We start from the raw sequence: 18,565 nt of genomic DNA on the forward strand, positions 1-18,565 counted from the left end.
TCCACAGGCAGACGCTTGAGCAAACCCCTGTCGTCGATTTACTCGGCACCAAGCTGTAACAAGCCGTCTAACGCGGCGATCACCGTCTGTCGGCGCACCGCTTCGCGGTCACCGTCGAACTGGCGGCAAGGCTGGCTGTCCTAGCTCGACACCTAGCTGGCGCGACAGGCAAGGCCAGCGCTTCCACGCCTCGCCGGTGGCCGGGCTGCTCAGTTTCTCCCGATAAACCTCCACCGATTCAACCGCAAAGCTCTCGTCGTTGAGCATTTCGTCAACCGAGTGGTGCACCACTTCATCCAGCTGGTTGGCAAAGCTTTCGCCAATCAACTGGTGGGCGATCAGGTTGGCGACAGTGGTGTCGACCGGAATCAACGGCTGCTGGAAATGGCGGATGTACAGGTCGTTCACCTCTTCCACCAGGCGGTGTGCCAGGTAGGCCTCGTCCAGCAGGCAGTCCAGGCCCACATGTCCTTGCATCACGCTGGGCGGCTGCAGGAAGTAGGCCTCGGCAATTTTCAGCACGGGTGTGATCTGCGATTCGATGCCGGCCTCGCGGGCGACCTCGTGGGCGGCCTCCAGCAGTTCCGGAACCTGGTCGATGTAGGCGCTGACGAAGCGCGCCAAAGTACCCTGGGCGTCCTGCTCAGGCAGTTGGATCGAGGGATGCAGGTGGGGCAGTTGCAGCTCGAGACGCTGTTTCAATTGGCCGGTCTGGCCTTCATGTTGATGGGCTTGGCTTACCTGCTCGCGTACAGCAGCGATGTTCATGACAACTCCAGGGACATTACGTTTCAAACGGAAGACACTAAATTAGCTCGGTATACAGAATACCTAAGACGTATTTGTTATAAATCACGCAAACGTGTGCGCAATCAGGCATATCGGATTGCCATTATTTGGCCATACCCTATCAAGCACGCGGTTTTCGGGCTATTTCCTCTTTTCATGAAGTTCATTTCACAGGCTTCATTGCGTGCCATTGGTCGCTGTCTATACTCCCGTTGAACGTGATTCGTTGATGAGGCCCAGCTGCTTTTAGCAGGGGCTCGGTCGTCGAAGCCAGGCAGTCTTGACCGCCGTTCCCTCTTGCCGCAGGCCACGCCTCCGGGACAACAAGAACGAGAAGGGGAACCCGCAATGATGCGACATCCACATGTCTGGATGGGCCTCCTGTTGTGGTCGGTTTTTGGTCAGGCCAACGCTGCCTGGACCGTGAACATGCACCCGGGGGCGACGGAAGTCTCCAACGCCGTCTTCGACCTGCACATGATCATCTTCTGGATCTGCGTGATCATCGGCATCGTGGTGTTTGGCGCGATGTTCTGGTCGATGGTCATCCACCGTCGCTCCACCGGCCAACAGGCCGCGCACTTCCACGAGCACACCTGGGTGGAAATTCTCTGGACCGTGATCCCGTTCCTGATCCTGGTGGCCATGGCCATCCCGGCCACCAAGACCCTGATCGACATCTACGACGCCAGTGAGTCGGACATCGACATCCAGGTCACCGGCTACCAGTGGAAGTGGCATTACAAGTACCTGGGCCAGGACGTGGAGTTCTTCAGCAACCTGGCCACCCCCACCGAGCAGATTCACAACCAAGCGCCCAAGGACGAGCATTACCTGCTTGAGGTCGACCAGCCGCTGGTGCTGCCGGTGGGCGCCAAGGTGCGCTTCCTGGTGACTGCTGCCGACGTGATTCATTCCTGGTGGGTGCCGGCCTTCGCGGTAAAGCGCGACGCCATCCCCGGTTTCGTCAACGAAGCCTGGACCCGTATCGAAAAACCCGGCATCTACCGCGGCCAGTGCACCGAGCTGTGCGGTAAGGACCACGGCTTTATGCCGGTGGTGGTCGAGGTCAAGTCCAAGGCCGACTACGACACCTGGCTGGGCGAGCGCAAGGCTGAAGCCGCCAAGCTCAAGGAGCTGACCAGCAAGGAATGGACCCTGGAAGAGCTGGTGGAGCGCGGCGACAAGGTCTACCACACCACCTGCGTAGCCTGTCACCAGGCTGAGGGCCAGGGCCTGCCGCCAATGTTCCCGGCGCTCAAGGGCTCGAAGATTGCCACCGGGCCGAAGGAAGGCCATCTGGGCATTGTCTTCCATGGCAAACCCGGCACGGCCATGGCCGCTTTTGGCAAGCAGCTGTCGGAAGTCGATATCGCTGCTGTGGTCACCTACGAGCGCAATGCCTGGGGCAACAACAAAGGCGACATGGTCACGCCCAAGGACGTGCTGGCGCTGAAGCAGGCAGAAGCCAAGTGAACCGGGTTACTCGCGGCAATCAACGGATTGCAGGAGACAGGACATGAGTGCAGTGATCGACGACCACGCCCACGGGCACGACCATGCGCACGGCCCGGCCAAGGGCTTGATGCGCTGGGTGTTGACCACCAACCATAAAGACATCGGCACGATGTACCTGTGGTTCAGTTTCATCATGTTCCTGCTGGGTGGCTCGTTCGCCATGGTGATCCGGGCCGAGCTGTTCCAGCCTGGCTTGCAGATCGTGGAGCCGGCGTTCTTCAACCAGATGACCACCATGCATGGTTTGATCATGGTGTTCGGTGCGGTGATGCCGGCCTTTGTCGGCCTGGCCAACTGGATGATCCCGTTAATGATCGGGGCGCCCGATATGGCCCTGCCGCGGATGAACAACTTCAGCTTCTGGCTGCTGCCGGCGGCCTTCCTGCTGCTGGTCTCGACCCTGTTCAGCCCGGGCGGCGGGCCGAACTTCGGCTGGACCTTCTACGCCCCGCTGTCCACCACCTATGCACCTGCCAGCGTCACCTTCTTCATCTTCGCCATCCACCTGATGGGCATCAGCTCGATCATGGGCGCGATCAACGTGATCGCCACCATCCTCAACCTGCGTGCGCCTGGCATGACCCTGATGAAGATGCCGTTGTTCGTCTGGACCTGGCTGATCACGGCATTCCTGCTGATTGCTGTGATGCCGGTGCTGGCGGGCGTGGTGACCATGATGCTGATGGATATTCACTTCGGCACCAGTTTCTTCAGCGCGGCCGGTGGCGGTGACCCGGTGCTGTTCCAGCACGTGTTCTGGTTCTTCGGCCACCCCGAGGTGTACATCATGATCCTGCCGGCTTTCGGCGCGGTCAGCTCGATCATCCCGGCATTCTCGCGCAAGCCGCTGTTCGGCTACACCTCGATGGTGTACGCCACCGGCGCCATCGCCTTCCTGTCGTTCATCGTGTGGGCTCACCATATGTTCGTGGTCGGCATCCCTGTAGTCGGCGAGCTGTTCTTCATGTACGCCACCATGCTGATTGCCGTGCCCACCGGGGTGAAGGTGTTCAACTGGGTCAGCACCATGTGGGAAGGTTCGCTCACCTTCGAAACGCCGATGCTGTTTGCCATTGCCTTCGTCATCCTGTTCACCATCGGCGGCTTCAGCGGGTTGATGCTGGCGATTGCCCCGGCGGACTTCCAGTACCACGACACCTACTTCGTGGTGGCGCATTTCCACTACGTGCTGGTGCCCGGGGCCATTTTCGGCATCTTCGCTTCGGCCTACTACTGGCTGCCCAAGTGGACCGGCCACATGTACGACGAAACCCTCGGCAAGCTGCATTTCTGGCTGTCGTTCATTGGCATGAACATGGCCTTCTTCCCCATGCACTTCGTTGGCCTGGCGGGCATGCCGCGGCGCATCCCCGACTACAACCTGCAGTTCGCCGATTTCAACATGGTGTCGTCGATCGGCGCGTTCATGTTTGGCGCCACTCAGATCTTCTTCCTGTTCATTGTCATCAAGTGCATCCGTGGTGGCGCGCCGGCACCGGCCAAACCCTGGGATGGCGCCGAGGGCCTGGAATGGTCGATTCCTTCACCGGCGCCCTACCACACCTTCCAGACTCCACCGGAAGTGAAATAGGAACCCTGCCATGAAAGGCCTTTCGCTGAAGCGCCTGGTAACGCGCCTGTTGATGCTGACGGTGGTGATGTTCGCCTTCGGTTTCGCCCTGGTGCCGATCTATGACGTGATGTGCAAAGCGTTCGGTATCAACGGCAAGACCGGCGGCCAATACGAAGGTAGCCAGGTCAGTGACCCGACGCGTGCTGTGCGGGTGCAGTTCATGTCGACCAATGCCAGCGACATGGTCTGGGACTTCTACTCCACTGCCGACCAGCTGGAGGTCAACCCCGGGGCGGTGAACCAGATGATCTTCATTGCCCACAACCCGACCGACCGGCCGATGAGTGCGCAGGCAATACCCAGCATTACCCCGGCCGAGGCCGCGGCGTACTTCCACAAGACCGAGTGCTTCTGCTTTACCCAGCAGGTGCTGCAGCCCGGCGAACGCATCGAGATGCCGGTGCGCTTCATCGTTGACCGCGACCTGCCGGCCAGCGTGAAGCACCTGACACTGGCCTACACCTTGTTCGACATCACCGCTCGCCACCCGCCGGTCGCGCATGTTGCGGCCCAGGACGTCCAGGGCGCCCGTTAAGGGAAGGAGAACAGCAATGGCAAGTCATGAGCACTATTACGTCCCGGCGCAGAGCAAATGGCCGATCATCGCCACCCTCGGCATGTTCATCACGGTGTTTGGCCTGGGCACCTGGTTCAACGACATGAAGGCCGGCCACCCGGACTCGCATGGGCCACTGATCTTCTTTGTTGGTGCGTTGTTCCTGGCCTACATGTTGTTCGGCTGGTTCGGGGCGGTGGTCAAGGAGAGCCGTGCAGGGCTGTACAGCCCGCAGCTGGACCGCTCGTTCCGCTGGGGCATGAGCTGGTTCATCTTTTCCGAGGTGATGTTCTTCCTGGCCTTCTTCGGCGCGCTGTTCTACGTGCGTGTGCTGGCAGGGCCATGGCTGGGGGGGGAAGGTGCCAAGGGCGTGGCGCACATGCTGTGGCCGAGTTTCGAGTTCACCTGGCCGCTGCTGCATACGCCAGACCCGAAACTGTTCCCGCCGCCCAAGGAAGTGATCGACCCGTGGCACCTGCCGCTGATCAACACCATCCTGCTGGTCAGCTCCAGCGTGACCATCACCCTCGCCCATCACGCCTTACGCCGTGACCACCGTGGGCCGCTGAAACTCTGGATGGCGCTGACCATCCTGTTGGGCATCAGCTTCATCGCGCTGCAAGCCTTCGAGTATCACGAAGCCTATACCAAGCTGGGGCTGACGCTGGGTTCGGGCATTTACGGGGCGACGTTCTTCATGCTCACCGGCTTCCACGGTGCGCACGTGACCTTGGGCACCATCATCCTGATCGTGATGTTCGTGCGGATCATGCGGGGGCACTTCAACCCAGAGAAACATTTCGGCTTCGAGGCGGCCAGTTGGTACTGGCATTTCGTCGATGTGGTGTGGGTGGGGTTGTTCATCTTTGTGTATGTGCTTTAAGGCCCATGCAGATTCAGAAGGGAGCATGTGAAACCAGCTGACCACTCATGAAACCCCAGGCGACCAGGCCGATGGTCAGGGCCGCCAGGGTCACTCGCACTGTCAGCGCTTTCAGCAGGCGGGTCGAGTTTTCGTCGTCCTTGACCAGGAACACCAGGCCACTGAACAGGCTGGCAATCGTGGCCAACAGCATCAGGACAATCGCGGCCTTGAGCATGGCGCTTCTCCGGGGGGATGCGGTGATGTGGATAAGTATAGCGAGCCGCCGATGAGGCCGTTTCGCCCAGGCTGGGTACCGACTCTGGTGGTGCTTGCGCTGCTGCCGGGGTTGATCGCGCTTGGCTGCTGGCAACTGGGTCGCGCAGAGGAAAAGCGTGCGCTGCTGGCCAGCTATGCCGAGCGGCGTATCGAAGCGCCATTAGCCATTGCCCAGCTGACCAGCAACCAGGACAACGCCTTCCGCCGCGTGCACCTGTACGGCCGCTTCGACGCCGAACACAGCCTGTTGCTGGACAACCGCATGCGCGATGGCCAGGCCGGCGTAGAGCTGCTGCAACCCTTCCATGACCAGGCCAGCGGCTTGTGGGTGCTGGTCAATCGCGGTTGGCTACCCTGGCCAGATCGCCGCGTGCCTGTGCACTTCGACACGCCTGCCCAGGCCTTGGCACTGGACGCTTCGGTGTACGTCGCACCCGGTAGCACCTTCCAGCTGCACCCGGACCCGGTTGGCGGTCAGTGGCCCCACCTGCTGACCGCCGTCGACGCCGCTCAGCTTTGGCCGCAGCTGGATCGGGAAGGTTTCGCCCACGAACTGCGCCTGGAACCGGGCCCGGCTACCTATCGCCTGGACTGGCCGATCGTGGCCATGGGCCCGGAAAAACACGTGGGCTATGCCGTGCAATGGTTTGCCCTGGCTACTGCTTTGGTCCTGCTCTACCTCTATTTCGGCTGGCACCACAACAAGGAGAAACGCCATGGCCACCGCCACTCCACTGGACGTGCCTGAACGTAGCAAACCCAGAGCCCGCGGGCGTTTGCAGCTATTGTTGATCCTGCTGGTGGTGCTTGGGCCAATGATCCTGGCCACGAGCATGTACAAGCTCAAGTTCTGGGTGCCGGAAGGCCGCAGCTACCACGGCGCCATGATCGGCAACGGGCAAAGCCGTGCCGATCTTGGCGTGGCTGGCCAGGACGAGCGCTGGCAGTTGCTGGTCAGCGCGCCGCAGGCCTGTGCCGAAGATTGCCAGCGCTTGGTTTATCTGGCCCGGCAGATCCAGGTCGGCCTGGGGCGCGATGCCAGCCGTGCCAGCCATGCGCTGGCTACCGCCCAGCCGCTGAGCACCGATTATCAGGCCCTGCTCGGCCGCGAGTACCCGCAATTGCAACGCTACCCGCTGGATGCGCAGCGCTACCTGAAGCAGGTCGGCGAGGCTGGCCCGCAGCTATGGATTGTCGACCCGCACGGCAACCTGGTACTGCGCTACGGCGACAAGGTCAATGGCAAGCATGTGCTGGATGACCTGCGCCACCTGCTCAAGCTGTCCAACATCGGCTAGGAGCCTGCCATGGCCAGACCCGGATTTCGCCTTGCTGTGTTCGCCACCCTGCTGGCACTGCTCGTTGTCCTGCTCGGTGCCTATACCCGGCTGACCCACGCCGGCCTCGGCTGCCCTGACTGGCCGGGTTGCTACGGCTTCATCAGCGTGCCCAAGAGCGAAGCGCAGCTGGCTCATGCCGAGCTGCACTTCCCTGAGCACCCTGTGGAAGCTGCCAAGGGTTGGGCCGAGATGGTTCATCGCTACTTCGCCGGTACCCTGGCCGTGGTAATCGCCCTGCTCGCCTTTCAGGCGATACGCCGACATGCCCGCGATGGCCAGCCGTATCGCCTGCCAGTGCTGTTGCTGGGGGTAGTCTTGGCCCAGGCGGCTTTTGGCATGTGGACGGTCACCCTGAAGCTGTGGCCACAGGTGGTCACCGCGCACTTGCTGGGTGGTTTCACCACGCTGAGCTTGCTATTCCTGTTATCCCTGCGCCTGTCCCGGGCTTTTGCGCCCTTGCCCAAATTGCCTTTGAGCCTGCGCCGGATCGCTGCGCTGGCCCTGCTGGTAGTCATCGGCCAGATTGCCTTGGGCGGCTGGGTCAGTGCCAACTACGCGGCGGTTGCCTGTATCGACCTGCCGACCTGCCATGGCCAGTGGTGGCCGGCGGCGGACTTCAGCAACGGTTTCCACCTGACCCAGCACGTCGGCCCCAACTACCTGGGCGGGCAACTGGACAGTGATGCGCGCACGGCCATTCATATCAGCCATCGCCTGGGAGCGCTGTTGGTGACCTGCGTGCTGCTGATGCTCAGCTGGAAGCTGCATCGCTGTGGCCTTGCCAGCCTGGCGCGGCTGGTGTTGCTGGCGCTGACCGTGCAGGTGGGCCTGGGGATCAGCAACGTGCTGCTGCATCTGCCGTTGGCGGTGGCCGTGGCGCACAACGCTGGCGGCGCACTGTTGCTGCTGAGCATGGTGCTGGTGAACTACCGCATTCGGGTGGTCGACAAGGTGCGCGTAGGTGTCGGCCACGGCTGGCGCCTGCGGCCGGTGACCGGCGTAGGCATCTCCCATCATATGAGGAACGATTCGTGGCGACGCTTCTGAGCGCACGGCGGGCCACCTGGCGCGACTACCTGGAACTGACCAAGCCCAAGGTGGTGGTGCTGATGTTGATCACCTCGCTGGCGGGTATGTTCCTCGCCACCCGCGCGGGGGTGGGTTGGAGTGTGCTGCTGTTCGGCAACCTGGGCATTGGCCTGTGTGCCGGTGGTGCGGCGGTGGTCAACCATGTGGTGGACCGGCGCATCGACGCGCTGATGGCGCGTACTCGCAAGCGGCCGCTTGCCCAGCGCCGAGTCGAGCCGCTGCCGGCGCTGCTGTTCGCCCTGGCCCTTGCGCTATTGGGCATGGCCCTGCTGTTGGTGTTCACCAACACGCTCACCGCCTGGCTGACTTTGGCTTCGCTGCTCGGTTATGCCGTGCTCTACACAGGCTTTCTCAAGCGTGCCACGCCGCAAAACATCGTTATCGGGGGCTTGGCTGGCGCTGCCCCGCCCTTGCTCGGCTGGGTTGCGGTAAGCGGCCACGTCAGCGACGAGCCTTTGCTGCTGGTGCTGATCATCTTCGCCTGGACTCCACCGCACTTCTGGGCACTGGCCATCCACCGCAAGGAGGAGTACGCCAAGGCCGATATCCCGATGCTGCCGGTGACCCATGGTGAGCGCTACACGAAGCTGCATATCCTGCTCTACACCCTGATCTTGCTGGCGGTGAGCCTTTTGCCTTATGCCATTCACATGAGCGGCCCGCTGTACCTCGCCTGTGCCCTGGCCTTGGGCCTGCGCTTCCTGCAATGGGCCTGGGTGTTGTACCGTGGCAGCCGGCCGCACGCGGCGATTGGCACCTTCAAGTACTCTATCGCCTACTTGTTCGCGCTGTTCATCGCGTTGCTCCTCGACCACTACCTGTTGCTGAACCTATGACCCGAACCCAGAAAACCGTCTTCATTCTCGTTGCCCTGGTCGCGTTGATCCTGGGCCTGACCGTCAACAAGGTGCTCAATGGCCGCGACCAGCCCAACCCCACCGAACTGATCGACGCCGGCATCATCCTGCTGCCGCAGAGCCGCACCGTGGCCGACGTGACCATGACTGACCAGAACGGCCAGCCGGTGCAACTGGATGATCTGAAGGGCAAATGGTCGCTGCTGTTCTTTGGTTACACCTACTGCCCGGACATCTGCCCGACCACATTGGCCCAGTTGCGCCAGGTGAAGAGCGAACTGCCCAAGGAAGCCGTCGACCGGTTGCAGGTGGTATTGGTGAGCGTGGACCCGAACCGCGATACGCCGAACCAGCTGAAGCAGTATCTGGGCTATTTCGACAAGGATTTTATCGGGGTGGCGGGGTCGATCGAGGATACCCAGAAACTGGCTAATGCCTTGAGCATTCCGTTCATTCCGGCGGATACCAGCAAGCCGGGGTATACCGTGGATCACAGCGGCAACCTGGCGATTGTCGGGCCGGATGGGCGTCAGCGGGGGTTCATTCGGGCGCCGTTCAACAACCAGAAGCTGGTGGCGCAGTTGCCCGGGCTTGTGAAGCGGGATTGAGAATGCTGGGCCTGCTGCGCAGGCCTATCGCGACACAAGGCCGCTCCCACATGGGTCGGCGTACGCCTTACCTTGTGGGAGCGGGCTTGCCCCGCGAAGAATCCAGCGCGATGTGACGCCTTAGAACGCCGGAACCACAGCGCCTTTGTATTTCTCGGTGATGAACTGCTTCACTTCAGGCGAGTGCAGCGCGTCTGCGAGCTTCTTCATCGCATCGGAGTCCTTGTTGTCCGGGCGGGCAACCAGGATGTTCACGTAAGGCGAGTCGCTGCCTTCGATAGCCAGAGCGTCTTTCTCAGGGTTCAGCTTGGCTTCCAGCGCGTAGTTGGTGTTGATCAGGGCGGCATCGACCTGGGTCAGCACGCGCGGGATGGTGGCGGCTTCCAGCTCACGGAACTTGACGTTCTTCGGGTTCTCCACCACATCCTTCACGGTCGACAGGATGTTCTTGTTGTCCTTCAGCTTGATCACGCCGGCCTTGTCCAGCAGCAGCAGGGCGCGGCCGCCGTTGGTAGCATCGTTGGGGATGACCACGGTGGCGCCGGAGGACAGCTCGTCCAGCTTCTTGATCTTGGTCGAGTACACGCCCAGCGGTTCGATATGCACGCCGGCCACGCTCACCAGGTTGGTGCCCTTGGCCTTGTTGAATTCATCCAGGTACGGCTGGTGCTGGAAGAAGTTGGCGTCCAGGCGCTTTTCCGCAACTTGCACGTTTGGCTGGATGTAATCGGTGAATTCCTTGACCTTCAGCTCAACGCCCTCTTTCGCCAGTGCAGGTTTGACGAAGTTGAGGATTTCAGCGTGCGGCACCGGGGTGGCAGCGACGGTCAGGGTTTCGGCGGCATTGGCCGAAAAGGCCGCGACAGCGGCGACAACAGCAAGCAGCTTCTTCATTGATCACTCCTTGTGAGGGCCGCGACGGCCCCCGAACGGGTCGGCCGGGCCGACCCCATTGGGGTTACTTACGGGAAAAATGCACGACCAGTTTGTCGCCAACGCTTTGCAGTACTTGAACCAGTACCAGCAGCAGTACCACGGTCACCACCATCACGTCGGTCTGGAAACGCTGGTAACCGAAGCGGATGGCCAGGTCGCCCAGGCCGCCAGCGCCGACCACACCGGCCATGGCGGTGTACGAAACCAGGGTGATGGCGGTCACGGTAATGGCCGCGAAGATGCCCGGGCGGGCCTCTGGCAGCAGCGCGCTGGTGATGATCTGGCGGGTGGTGGCGCCCATCGATTGGGTGGCTTCGATGATGCCGCGATCCACTTCACGCAGGGCGGTTTCCACCAGCCGTGCGAAGAACGGCGTGGCGCCCACTACCAGCGGCGGGATGGCGCCGGCAACGCCCAGCGAGGTACCGGTGATCAGTACGGTGATCGGGATCATCACGATCAGCAGGATGATGAACGGCAGCGAGCGCAGGATGTTGACCACCAGCGACAGCAGCGCATACACGCCCTTCTGTTCGAACATCTGTTTTGGCCCGCAGAGGAACAGCAGCACGCCCAGCGGCAGGCCCAGCAGCACGGTAAAGAACAACGAGCCGAACAGCATGATCATGGTGTCGATGGTGGCCAGCCAGATTTCGGCCCAGTCGACATTGGCAAAGAAATTCAGGGCGTCCATCAACGCAGTACCTCCATATGTACGTCAGCTGCCTTGAAGCGGGCGAATGCCGCTTCCATGTCACCGCCGATCAGGGCGAGGGTGAGCTGGCCATAGGGGATATCCTTGATGCGGTCGATGCGCCCGGCGAGGATGCTGTAGTCCACACCTGTTTCACGGGCTACGGTGCCCAGCAGCGGTGCATAGGTGGCGTCACCCTGGAAGGTCAGGCGCACGATGCGGCCTGGCACGTGGGCGAAATCGTCGCGCTGCTCGCCTTCGTCGACTTGCTCGTCTTCCTGGACGAAGCGCTTGGTGGTGGCGTGCTGCGGGTGCAGGAACACGTCAGCCACCGAGCCTTGTTCGACGATCTGGCCGGCGTCCATTACCGCCACACGGTCGCAGACCCGGCGGATCACGTCCATTTCGTGGGTGATCAGCACGATGGTCAGCTTCAGCTCACGGTTGATCTCGGCCAGCAGTTGCAGGACCGAGGCCGTGGTTTGCGGGTCGAGGGCGCTGGTGGCCTCGTCGCACAGCAGGATCTTCGGGTTGGTGGACAAGGCGCGGGCGATGCCGACACGCTGCTTCTGGCCACCGGACAGCTGCGCCGGGTACTTTTTGGCGTGGTCCGACAGGCCGACGCGAGCCAGCAGTTCGGTGACGCGCTTGTCGATTTCGCTGCGCGACAGCTCGCCCGCCAGGGTCAGCGGCAGGGCAACGTTGTCGGCGACGGTCTTGGAGGCCAGCAGGTTGAAGTGCTGGAAGATCATGCCGACCTGCTGGCGGAAGCCGCGCAGCTGGTTGGCGTTGAACGCGGTGACGTCTTCGCCGTCGACGATGATCTTGCCGCCGGAGGGCTCTTCCAGACGGTTGATCAGGCGCAGCATGGTGCTTTTGCCGGCGCCGGAATGGCCGATCAGGCCGAACACCTGGCCATCTTCGATGGTCAGGCTGGTCGGATTCAGTGCGGGGATTTCCCTACCGGCAACGCGGTAGGTTTTATGTACCTGTTGGAACTCGATCACGTAGCGAACCTTGTGGGGCGCATGGAATTGGGGTCAGCGGTTAGCTGGGGTCGCGCATTTTAGCCTTTTCCCATAGCTGTTCTTAGCATTTATTTCGTAATGCACCAATCCTTCGGGCATATCGCGACAACCGGTAATCCTGATTGAACGCTCGCCAAAGCCCTCTAGTCACTACTTGAACAAGCCCGAACGGGCACGCCTGAAGACTGATGAGGAGAGCCGACCCATGCCCAGCAAGAAAACGGACGCGCCCAAGCACAGCGAGGCCGCCGGAACCCAGACCCCCGACCGGGCCAACACCAATGCCAAGCTGCAGAGCCTGGAGGGTTTTCGCAGCGATGCCACCGGCCAGGCGTTGCGCACCAACCAGGGGGTGAAGATTGCCGATAACCAGAACAGCCTCAAGGCTGGTGCGCGTGGGCCTTCGTTGCTTGAAGACTTCATCATGCGCGAGAAGATCACCCATTTTGACCATGAGCGCATCCCGGAGCGTATCGTGCATGCCCGCGGTACCGGTGCGCACGGTTATTTCCAGAGCTACGGCTGCCATGCCGAGCTGACCAAGGCCGGTTTCCTGCAGGACCCTGAGAAAATTACCCCGGTATTCGTGCGCTTTTCGACGGTGCAGGGGCCACGTGGTTCAGGGGACACGGTACGCGATGTACGCGGCTTTGCCGTCAAGTTCTATACCGATGAGGGTAATTTCGACCTGGTTGGCAACAACATGCCGGTGTTCTTCATTCAGGATGCCATCAAGTTCCCGGACTTTGTGCATGCAGTGAAGCCTGAACCGCATAACGAAATGCCTACTGGCGGCTCGGCCCATGACACGTTCTGGGACTTCGTTTCGCTGGTGCCGGAGTCGGCGCACATGGTGATCTGGGCCATGTCCGACCGGGCCATCCCGCGCAGCTTGCGGATGATGGAAGGCTTTGGCGTACATACTTTCCGCTTGATCAACGCCGAGGGTGTGGCCAGCTTCGTCAAGTTCCACTGGAAACCGCGCCAAGGCGTTCATTCGGTATTGTGGGACGAAGCGCAGAAGCTGGCAGGCAAGGACACCGACTACCATCGCCGCGACTTGTGGGAAGCGATCGAGACCGGCGACTACCCGGAATGGGAACTGGGCGTGCAGATCGTGCCCGAGGCCGATGAACACAAGTTCGACTTCGACCTGCTCGACCCGACCAAGCTCATCCCCGAAGAGCTGGTACCGGTGACGCTGCTGGGCAAGATGGTGCTTAACCGCAACCCTGACAACTTCTTTGCTGAAACCGAGCAGGTTGCGTTTTGCCCGGGGCATATCGTGCCGGGTATCGACTTCACCAACGACCCGCTGCTGCAGGGCCGGCTGTTCTCATACACCGATACGCAGATCAGCCGGTTGGGCGGGCCGAACTTCCATGAAATCCCGATCAACCGGCCGGTGGCACCGAACCACAGTGGCCAGCGCGATGCCATGCACCGCATGACCATCGACAAGGGCCGGGCCTCGTACGAGCCCAACTCGATTGATGGCGGCTGGCCGAAGGAAACACCGCCTGCCGCACAGGACGGCGGTTTCGAGAGTTACCAGGAGCGTATCGACGCGCACAAGATCCGCCAGCGCAGCGAGTCGTTTGGCGACCACTTCTCGCAGGCCCGGTTGTTCTTCCAGAGCATGAGCCCGACCGAGCAGCAGCACATCATCAAGGCCTATAGCTTCGAGCTGGGCAAGGTGGAGCGGGAACACATCCGGGCGCGGGAGGTTAACGAGATCCTCGCCAATATCGATCTGAAACTGGCGGCGGCCGTGGCGGCGAACCTGGGGCTACCGGCGCCCAAGCAAGGTACGGTCAAGGTGCAAGGCAGCAAGCTGGCGCAGTCCAAGGCGTTGAGCCAGATGAATCACCCCGGCTCAATAGGCATCAAGGGGCGCAAGATCGCCGTATTGATAGCCGATGGTGTGGATGCAGCGAGTGTCGACCGGCTGGTGAAGGCGCTGGAGGCGCACAGTGCGCGGCCAATGCTGCTGGGGCCGACCTCGGCGCCGGTGAAGGCGGCGGATGGCAAGCAGTTGCCGGTGGATGCGTCGATGGAGGGGATGCCGTCGATCATGTTTGACGGCATTGTCGTGCCCGGGGGTGATGCTGCAACGAATGCCTTGGCGGCCAGCGGATTGGCCAAGCACTTCCTGCTGGAGGGTTACAAGCATCTGAAGGCGTTGGTGTTGACCAAGGACTTGGTCAAAGCGCTGGGGCTCAAGGAAGACAAGGGATTATTGGTGGGGGATGAGCAGAAGACCGTGGATGCGTTTGTGAAAGCGGTCGAGGGGCATCGGGTGTGGGAACGGGAGGCGGCTGCGGAGGCGGTACCGGCCTAAGGCGCGCTTTGCATACCGTCACCGGCAAGCCAGCTCTCACAGGTACATCACTGCTCGTAAGGCTGTACCTGTGGGGGCTGGCTTGCCGGCAATAGGGCTGTAAAGGTTTACTGCTGATGTGGGACCAGAACCACCTGCGCCGGCAGCGAGCGCTGGATTTCATGCTTTTGCTTCAAATCGAACCCGCTGTCGATCTTGCGCACGCGCTTCTCCAGCAACGTCTTCAGCCAAGGTGCATCCTCGGTGCGCGGCACCTGGAACACCACCTCGCATTGGTAACTCACTACATCGGCGGCAATCTCGTCCAGCTGGCGACGCATGGCGCGGCTGTCGGTGGTCTTCAAGGCCACCACGGTGCTGGGCGCAGTTGGGTCGATGATGCGTGCCTTGGGCTTGGCCTCGGCTGCCTTCAGCGCCGCCTCCGCCTTCTCCAGCTCGGCCTTGCGCGCTTGGGTTACAGCGTCGCCACCGGTCACCGCCGGGGCCTGTGGCATGAGCGCACGGGCACGGGCCAGGGCAGTTGCCGCCGCATTCACATCGCCCTTTTGCAGGACGATCTGGCTACGTTGCAGGTAAGCCTCGGCCAGTTGTCGCTGATATTGCTCCAGACGCGCGTCATCGGGCGCCTGGGCCTGCAGGGTCGTCAACTGGTCTTCGGCGGTGGCCAGCTCGTTGCTGGCAATGTTCTGTTGCAACTGCTGCCAGGCATCGGCTTGGGCAGGTGCGGTGGCCTGCTCTACCGGCGCGCTGGAGCAGGCAGCCAGGAACAGGGAAAACGCGGCAACAAGCAGATAACGGGAGGCGAACGGCTTCATTCCTGCGACTCTCTATTTGCGCAAAAAGCGAGCAAGTCTACACCCAGGTGCGCACGCTCGAAAACAGGTCTTACAGACCCTTTACCTGGCAAAAGGTTGCAAGGCGTGCCTGCGCACGCCCTGTGTTCAGCGCTTTGGCAACGCCAGGCTCAGCAAGAATAGCACTGCTGCACAGACCACGATCGACGGCCCTGCTGGGGTGTCCTTGAACCAGGACATGGCCAAACCGCCACAGACGGCGGCGATGCCCAGCAGGCTGGCGCCCAGCGCCATCTGTTCGGGCGAGCGGGCGTGACGCTGCGCCGCAGCAGCGGGGATGATCAGCAGCGAGGTGATCAGCAACACGCCGACGATCTTCATGGCCACGGCTATTACCACGGCAATCAGCAGCATCAGCGCCATGCGCAGGCCGGCCACCGGCAGGCCTTCGACCATGGCCAGTTCTTCGTGCACGGTAACCGCCAGCAGCGGCCGCCACAGCGCGGCAAGCAGCAACAGCACCAGCGCACTGCCGCCGAGGATCCAGGCCAGGTCGGTGGGGCTTATGGCCAGCAGATCGCCGAACAGGTAGGCCATCAAGTCGATGCGCACATCGTGCATGAAACTCAGCACCACCAGGCCCAGTGACAAGGTGCTGGGGGCCAGGATGCCGAGCAAAGTGTCCGAGGCCAATGGCTGGCGTTGCTGCAAGGTCACCAGCAGGATCGCCAGCAACAGGCAGCCGACGGTTACCGCCAAGGCCGGGCTTACGTCCAGCACGAAACCCATTGCCACGCCAAGCAGCGCGGCGTGGGACAGGGTGTCGCCGAAATACGCCATGCGCCGCCACACCACGAAAGAGCCAAGCGGGCCCGCAACGACTGCCAGGGAAAGGCCCGCAAGCAAGGCGTAAAGAAGAAAATCAGCCATGCTTGCAGTGCTCTCCGTGGACATGGTTGCCGGGCGCCACCACCGAGCCGTGCAGGTCGTGGCTGTGGTCGTGGTGGTGGTGGTAAACGGCCAGGCTAGGGGCGTTCTGGCCGAACAGTTCGACGAAGGCCGGGTCGTTGCTGACTTGCTCCGGGTGGCCCGAGCAGCACACGTGGCGGTTCAGGCACACCACCTGGTCGGTGGCGCTCATCACCAGGTGCAGGTCGTGCGACACCATCAATACGCCGCAGCCGTGGCGATCGCGCAGGCGGGTGATGAGGTTGTACAGCTCGGTCTGGCCAACCACGTCCACGCCTTGTACCGGCTCGTCGAGCACCAGCAGCTGGGGCTCGCGCAGCAGCGCGCGGGCCAGCAGCACGCGCTGCATTTCGCCACCGGAAATGGTCTGGATCGGGCTGTCGATGACCTGCTCGGCACCCACTTCCTGCAGCGCCGACAGGGCTGCCGCGCGGTCTACCCCGGGCACCAGGCGCAGGAAGCGCAGCACCGACAGCGGCAGCGTGGCATCGACCTGAATCTTCTGCGGCATGTAGCCAATGCGCAGCTTCGGCTTGCGCCACACCTTGCCGCGGTGCGGTTTGAGCAGACCGAGCACGGCACGTACCAAGGTAGTCTTGCCCGCGCCGTTGGGGCCGATCAGAGTGACGATCTGGCCCGGAGCTACCGACAGGTCGATGCTGTCGAGCACCGCCTCGCCGGCAAAGGTGACGCCGACCTGTTCCAGGCGGATCAGTGCGTCGCTCATGCCGCACTCCGGCAGTTGCCGCACAGCCCCACCACTTCCACGGTCTGGGTCTCTACCGTGAAGCCTACGCCCTTGGCGCTGGTGATGATGGCCTCGCTGATGCTGCTCTGTTCCAGTTCGATGGCCACATGGCATTCACGGCAGATCAGGAACTGCCCCTGATGCACATGCTCCGGGTGGCTGCAGCCGATGAAGGCGTTGAGCGAGGCGATGCGGTGGACCAGGCCGTTTTCCAGCAGGAAGTCGAGGGCGCGGTACACCGTAGGCGGGGCAGCGCGGCGGCCATCCTGCTCGCTGAGCACGGCGAGGATGTCGTAGGCACCCAGCGGCTTGTGGCTTTGCCAAACCAGCTCCAGCACACGGCGGCGCAGCGCGGTCAGGCGCAGGCCCTGCCGCGTGCACAAGGCGTCGGCTTCAGCCAGTGCGCTATGGACGCAATGGGAGTGATCGTGAGGGCGGTTGGCCAGCGGCGTGATGGACATGGGCAGCGACGGTTCTGGATGGAGACGTTATTATGTTACCTGTTTCTCACGACTCGAGTATTCACCGTGTCCCGATTTCTAGCCCTTTTTGTCGTATTCATCGCATGCTCGGCCCAAGCCGATGTGCGCGTGCTGACCAGTATCAAGCCGCTGCAGCAGATTGCCGCTGCCGTTCAGGAGGGTGTCGGCAGCCCTGATGTCTTGCTGCCGCCCGGTGCTTCACCGCACCACTACGCGCTGCGCCCATCCGACGTACGGCGGGTAGGTGATGCCGACTTGCTGTACTGGATCGGCCCGGACATGGAGAACTTCCTGTCACGCGTATTGGGTAGCCGGAGCAAGGCTACCGTGTCTGTGCAGTCGCTGCCGGGCATGAAGTTGCGCCACTTTGGCGAGGACAGTCATTCCCATGAGGAAGCGGACCACGACGATCATGACCACGACCATCGCCCTGGCAGCCTGGATGCGCACCTGTGGCTATCGTCGGTCAATGCGCGGGTAATCGCGGCAAAAATGGCGGCTGACCTGGCCCAGGTAGATCCTGCAAATGCTATCCGCTACCAGAGCAACCTGAACGCCTTCAATGAACGCCTGGATGCACTTGATGGGCGGATCAAGGCGCGGGTGGCCGGCATTGCCGACAAGCCGTACTTCGTGTTCCACGAGGCCTTCGATTACTTCGAGGCAGAATATGGCCTGAAGCACACCGGCGTGTTCAGCGTGGCGTCCGAGGTGCAGCCGGGGGCGCAGCATGTGGCCGCCATGCGCAAACGCTTGCAGGAAGTAGGCAAGACCTGCGTGTTCAGCGAGCCGCCACTGCGGCCGCGGTTGGCCGAAACCCTGACTGCCGGGTTACCGGTGCGTCTGGCCGAGCTGGATGCCTTGGGTGGCACCGATCCGGTGGATGGCAAAGGGTATGAACGCTTGCTGGAGAAGCTGGGCGGTGACCTGGCAGGCTGCCTGGAACAGTTGTAAGCCTGTACCGGCCCCTTCGCGGGTGAATCCGTGCCCACAGGTACTGCGCAGGCCTCAAGGCTGTCGCTATCCCTGTGGGAGCGGGTTC

General features: G+C 62.1%; 20 protein-coding genes and 1 pseudogene. 11 read left to right on the forward strand and 10 right to left on the reverse strand.

The features are described from left to right. Positions 1-38: 38 nt before the first annotated feature. Together OO258_RS24440 and OO258_RS24445 are read right to left on the reverse strand one after the other, a co-directional pair. Positions 39-125: pseudogene (locus OO258_RS24440) on the reverse strand (damage-inducible protein CinA); the annotation flags it as partial. Further along, on the reverse strand, positions 109-768 hold the full coding sequence (locus tag OO258_RS24445; protein ID WP_266033691.1) for a hypothetical protein: 660 nt from the start codon (positions 766-768) through the stop codon (positions 109-111). The gene OO258_RS24445 and the pseudogene OO258_RS24440, both read right to left, overlap by 17 nt. A 369-nt stretch (positions 769-1,137) precedes the next feature. On the opposite strand from OO258_RS24445, the gene coxB reads away from it, so the two are divergent. The 4 genes from coxB to OO258_RS24465 are packed head-to-tail and all read left to right on the forward strand — an operon-like array spanning position 1,138 to position 5,379. Then, a complete protein-coding gene (gene coxB, locus OO258_RS24450; RefSeq protein ID WP_266033694.1) occupies positions 1,138-2,265 on the forward strand; it encodes a cytochrome c oxidase subunit II in 1,128 nt (375 codons plus the stop codon). Positions 2,266-2,308: 43 nt separating this feature from the next. Further along, positions 2,309-3,898, forward strand: coding sequence for a cytochrome c oxidase subunit I (ctaD, locus tag OO258_RS24455; protein ID WP_003253037.1), 1,590 nt, complete (start codon positions 2,309-2,311; stop codon positions 3,896-3,898). A 10-nt stretch (positions 3,899-3,908) separates the two neighbouring features. After that, positions 3,909-4,475 carry a cytochrome c oxidase assembly protein gene (locus OO258_RS24460; RefSeq protein ID WP_266033697.1) on the forward strand — a complete coding sequence of 189 codons (567 nt, stop codon included), beginning with the start codon at positions 3,909-3,911 and terminating at the stop codon, positions 4,473-4,475. Between the two features lie 16 nt (positions 4,476-4,491). Next, entirely contained in the window at positions 4,492-5,379 is an 888-nt protein-coding gene (locus tag OO258_RS24465; protein WP_266033700.1) for a cytochrome c oxidase subunit 3, read from the forward strand. Positions 5,380-5,392: 13 nt separating this feature from the next. Here OO258_RS24465 and OO258_RS24470 read toward each other — a convergent pair whose 3' ends face one another. Further along, positions 5,393-5,596, reverse strand: coding sequence for a twin transmembrane helix small protein (locus OO258_RS24470; RefSeq protein ID WP_266033704.1), 204 nt, complete (start codon positions 5,594-5,596; stop codon positions 5,393-5,395). A gap of 51 nt (positions 5,597-5,647) precedes the next feature. Between OO258_RS24470 and OO258_RS24475 the strand changes: the two genes are divergently transcribed. The 5 genes from OO258_RS24475 to OO258_RS24495 are packed head-to-tail and all read left to right on the forward strand — an operon-like array spanning position 5,648 to position 9,531. Beyond that, positions 5,648-6,385 carry an SURF1 family protein gene (locus OO258_RS24475; protein WP_266033707.1) on the forward strand — a complete coding sequence of 246 codons (738 nt, stop codon included), beginning with the start codon at positions 5,648-5,650 and terminating at the stop codon, positions 6,383-6,385. Beyond that, positions 6,354-6,935, forward strand: coding sequence for a hypothetical protein (locus OO258_RS24480; RefSeq protein ID WP_266033710.1), 582 nt, complete (start codon positions 6,354-6,356; stop codon positions 6,933-6,935). Before OO258_RS24475 ends, OO258_RS24480 begins: the two co-directional genes overlap by 32 nt. Positions 6,936-6,944: 9 nt before the next feature. After that, positions 6,945-8,024 (forward strand): COX15/CtaA family protein, encoded by a 1,080-nt coding sequence (locus OO258_RS24485; RefSeq protein ID WP_266033713.1) that lies wholly within the window; start codon positions 6,945-6,947, stop codon positions 8,022-8,024. Continuing rightward, the gene (gene cyoE / locus OO258_RS24490; protein WP_266033716.1) at positions 8,009-8,902 is read left to right on the forward strand and encodes a heme o synthase; all 894 of its coding nucleotides are present in this window, start codon (positions 8,009-8,011) and stop codon (positions 8,900-8,902) included. Before OO258_RS24485 ends, cyoE begins: the two co-directional genes overlap by 16 nt. Next, complete coding sequence (locus OO258_RS24495; protein WP_266033718.1) at positions 8,899-9,531, forward strand: SCO family protein; 633 nt, start codon at positions 8,899-8,901, stop codon at positions 9,529-9,531. The genes cyoE and OO258_RS24495 overlap by 4 nt, the downstream gene beginning before the upstream one ends. A gap of 120 nt (positions 9,532-9,651) precedes the next feature. Here OO258_RS24495 and OO258_RS24500 read toward each other — a convergent pair whose 3' ends face one another. The 3 genes from OO258_RS24500 to OO258_RS24510 form a co-directional block, all read right to left on the reverse strand. After that, positions 9,652-10,425 (reverse strand): MetQ/NlpA family ABC transporter substrate-binding protein, encoded by a 774-nt coding sequence (locus tag OO258_RS24500; RefSeq protein WP_266033721.1) that lies wholly within the window; start codon positions 10,423-10,425, stop codon positions 9,652-9,654. A gap of 64 nt (positions 10,426-10,489) precedes the next feature. Next, entirely contained in the window at positions 10,490-11,161 is a 672-nt protein-coding gene (locus OO258_RS24505) for a methionine ABC transporter permease (RefSeq protein ID WP_056793728.1), read from the reverse strand. Next, on the reverse strand, positions 11,161-12,168 hold the full coding sequence (locus tag OO258_RS24510) for a methionine ABC transporter ATP-binding protein (protein ID WP_110743551.1): 1,008 nt from the start codon (positions 12,166-12,168) through the stop codon (positions 11,161-11,163). Before OO258_RS24510 ends, OO258_RS24505 begins: the two co-directional genes overlap by 1 nt. 175 nt (positions 12,169-12,343) lie before the next feature. On the opposite strand from OO258_RS24510, the gene katE reads away from it, so the two are divergent. Next, positions 12,344-14,530, forward strand: coding sequence for a catalase HPII (gene katE, locus OO258_RS24515; RefSeq protein WP_266033731.1), 2,187 nt, complete (start codon positions 12,344-12,346; stop codon positions 14,528-14,530). 107 nt (positions 14,531-14,637) lie between these two features. Here the strand turns inward: katE and OO258_RS24520 are convergent, their stop codons facing one another. The 4 genes from OO258_RS24520 to zur form a co-directional block, all read right to left on the reverse strand. Continuing rightward, entirely contained in the window at positions 14,638-15,345 is a 708-nt protein-coding gene (locus OO258_RS24520) for a PA5502 family lipoprotein (protein ID WP_110743553.1), read from the reverse strand. 126 nt (positions 15,346-15,471) lie between these two features. Next, a complete protein-coding gene (gene znuB / locus OO258_RS24525; protein ID WP_110743554.1) occupies positions 15,472-16,254 on the reverse strand; it encodes a zinc ABC transporter permease subunit ZnuB in 783 nt (260 codons plus the stop codon). Further along, positions 16,247-17,020 carry a zinc ABC transporter ATP-binding protein ZnuC gene (gene znuC, locus OO258_RS24530; protein WP_266033736.1) on the reverse strand — a complete coding sequence of 258 codons (774 nt, stop codon included), beginning with the start codon at positions 17,018-17,020 and terminating at the stop codon, positions 16,247-16,249. The genes znuB and znuC overlap by 8 nt, the downstream gene beginning before the upstream one ends. Next, positions 17,017-17,502, reverse strand: a complete 486-nt coding sequence (gene zur, locus OO258_RS24535; protein WP_110743556.1) for a zinc uptake transcriptional repressor Zur — start codon at positions 17,500-17,502, stop codon at positions 17,017-17,019. The genes znuC and zur overlap by 4 nt, the downstream gene beginning before the upstream one ends. A gap of 18 nt (positions 17,503-17,520) precedes the next feature. On the opposite strand from zur, the gene OO258_RS24540 reads away from it, so the two are divergent. Next, positions 17,521-18,477, forward strand: coding sequence for a zinc ABC transporter substrate-binding protein (locus OO258_RS24540; RefSeq protein WP_266033740.1), 957 nt, complete (start codon positions 17,521-17,523; stop codon positions 18,475-18,477). The last annotated feature ends 88 nt before the right edge of the window (positions 18,478-18,565 follow it).

Origin of the sequence: Pseudomonas sp. DCB_BI (assembly GCF_026240995.1) — a bacterium.
Taxonomy (GTDB): Bacteria; Pseudomonadota; Gammaproteobacteria; order Pseudomonadales; family Pseudomonadaceae; genus Aquipseudomonas.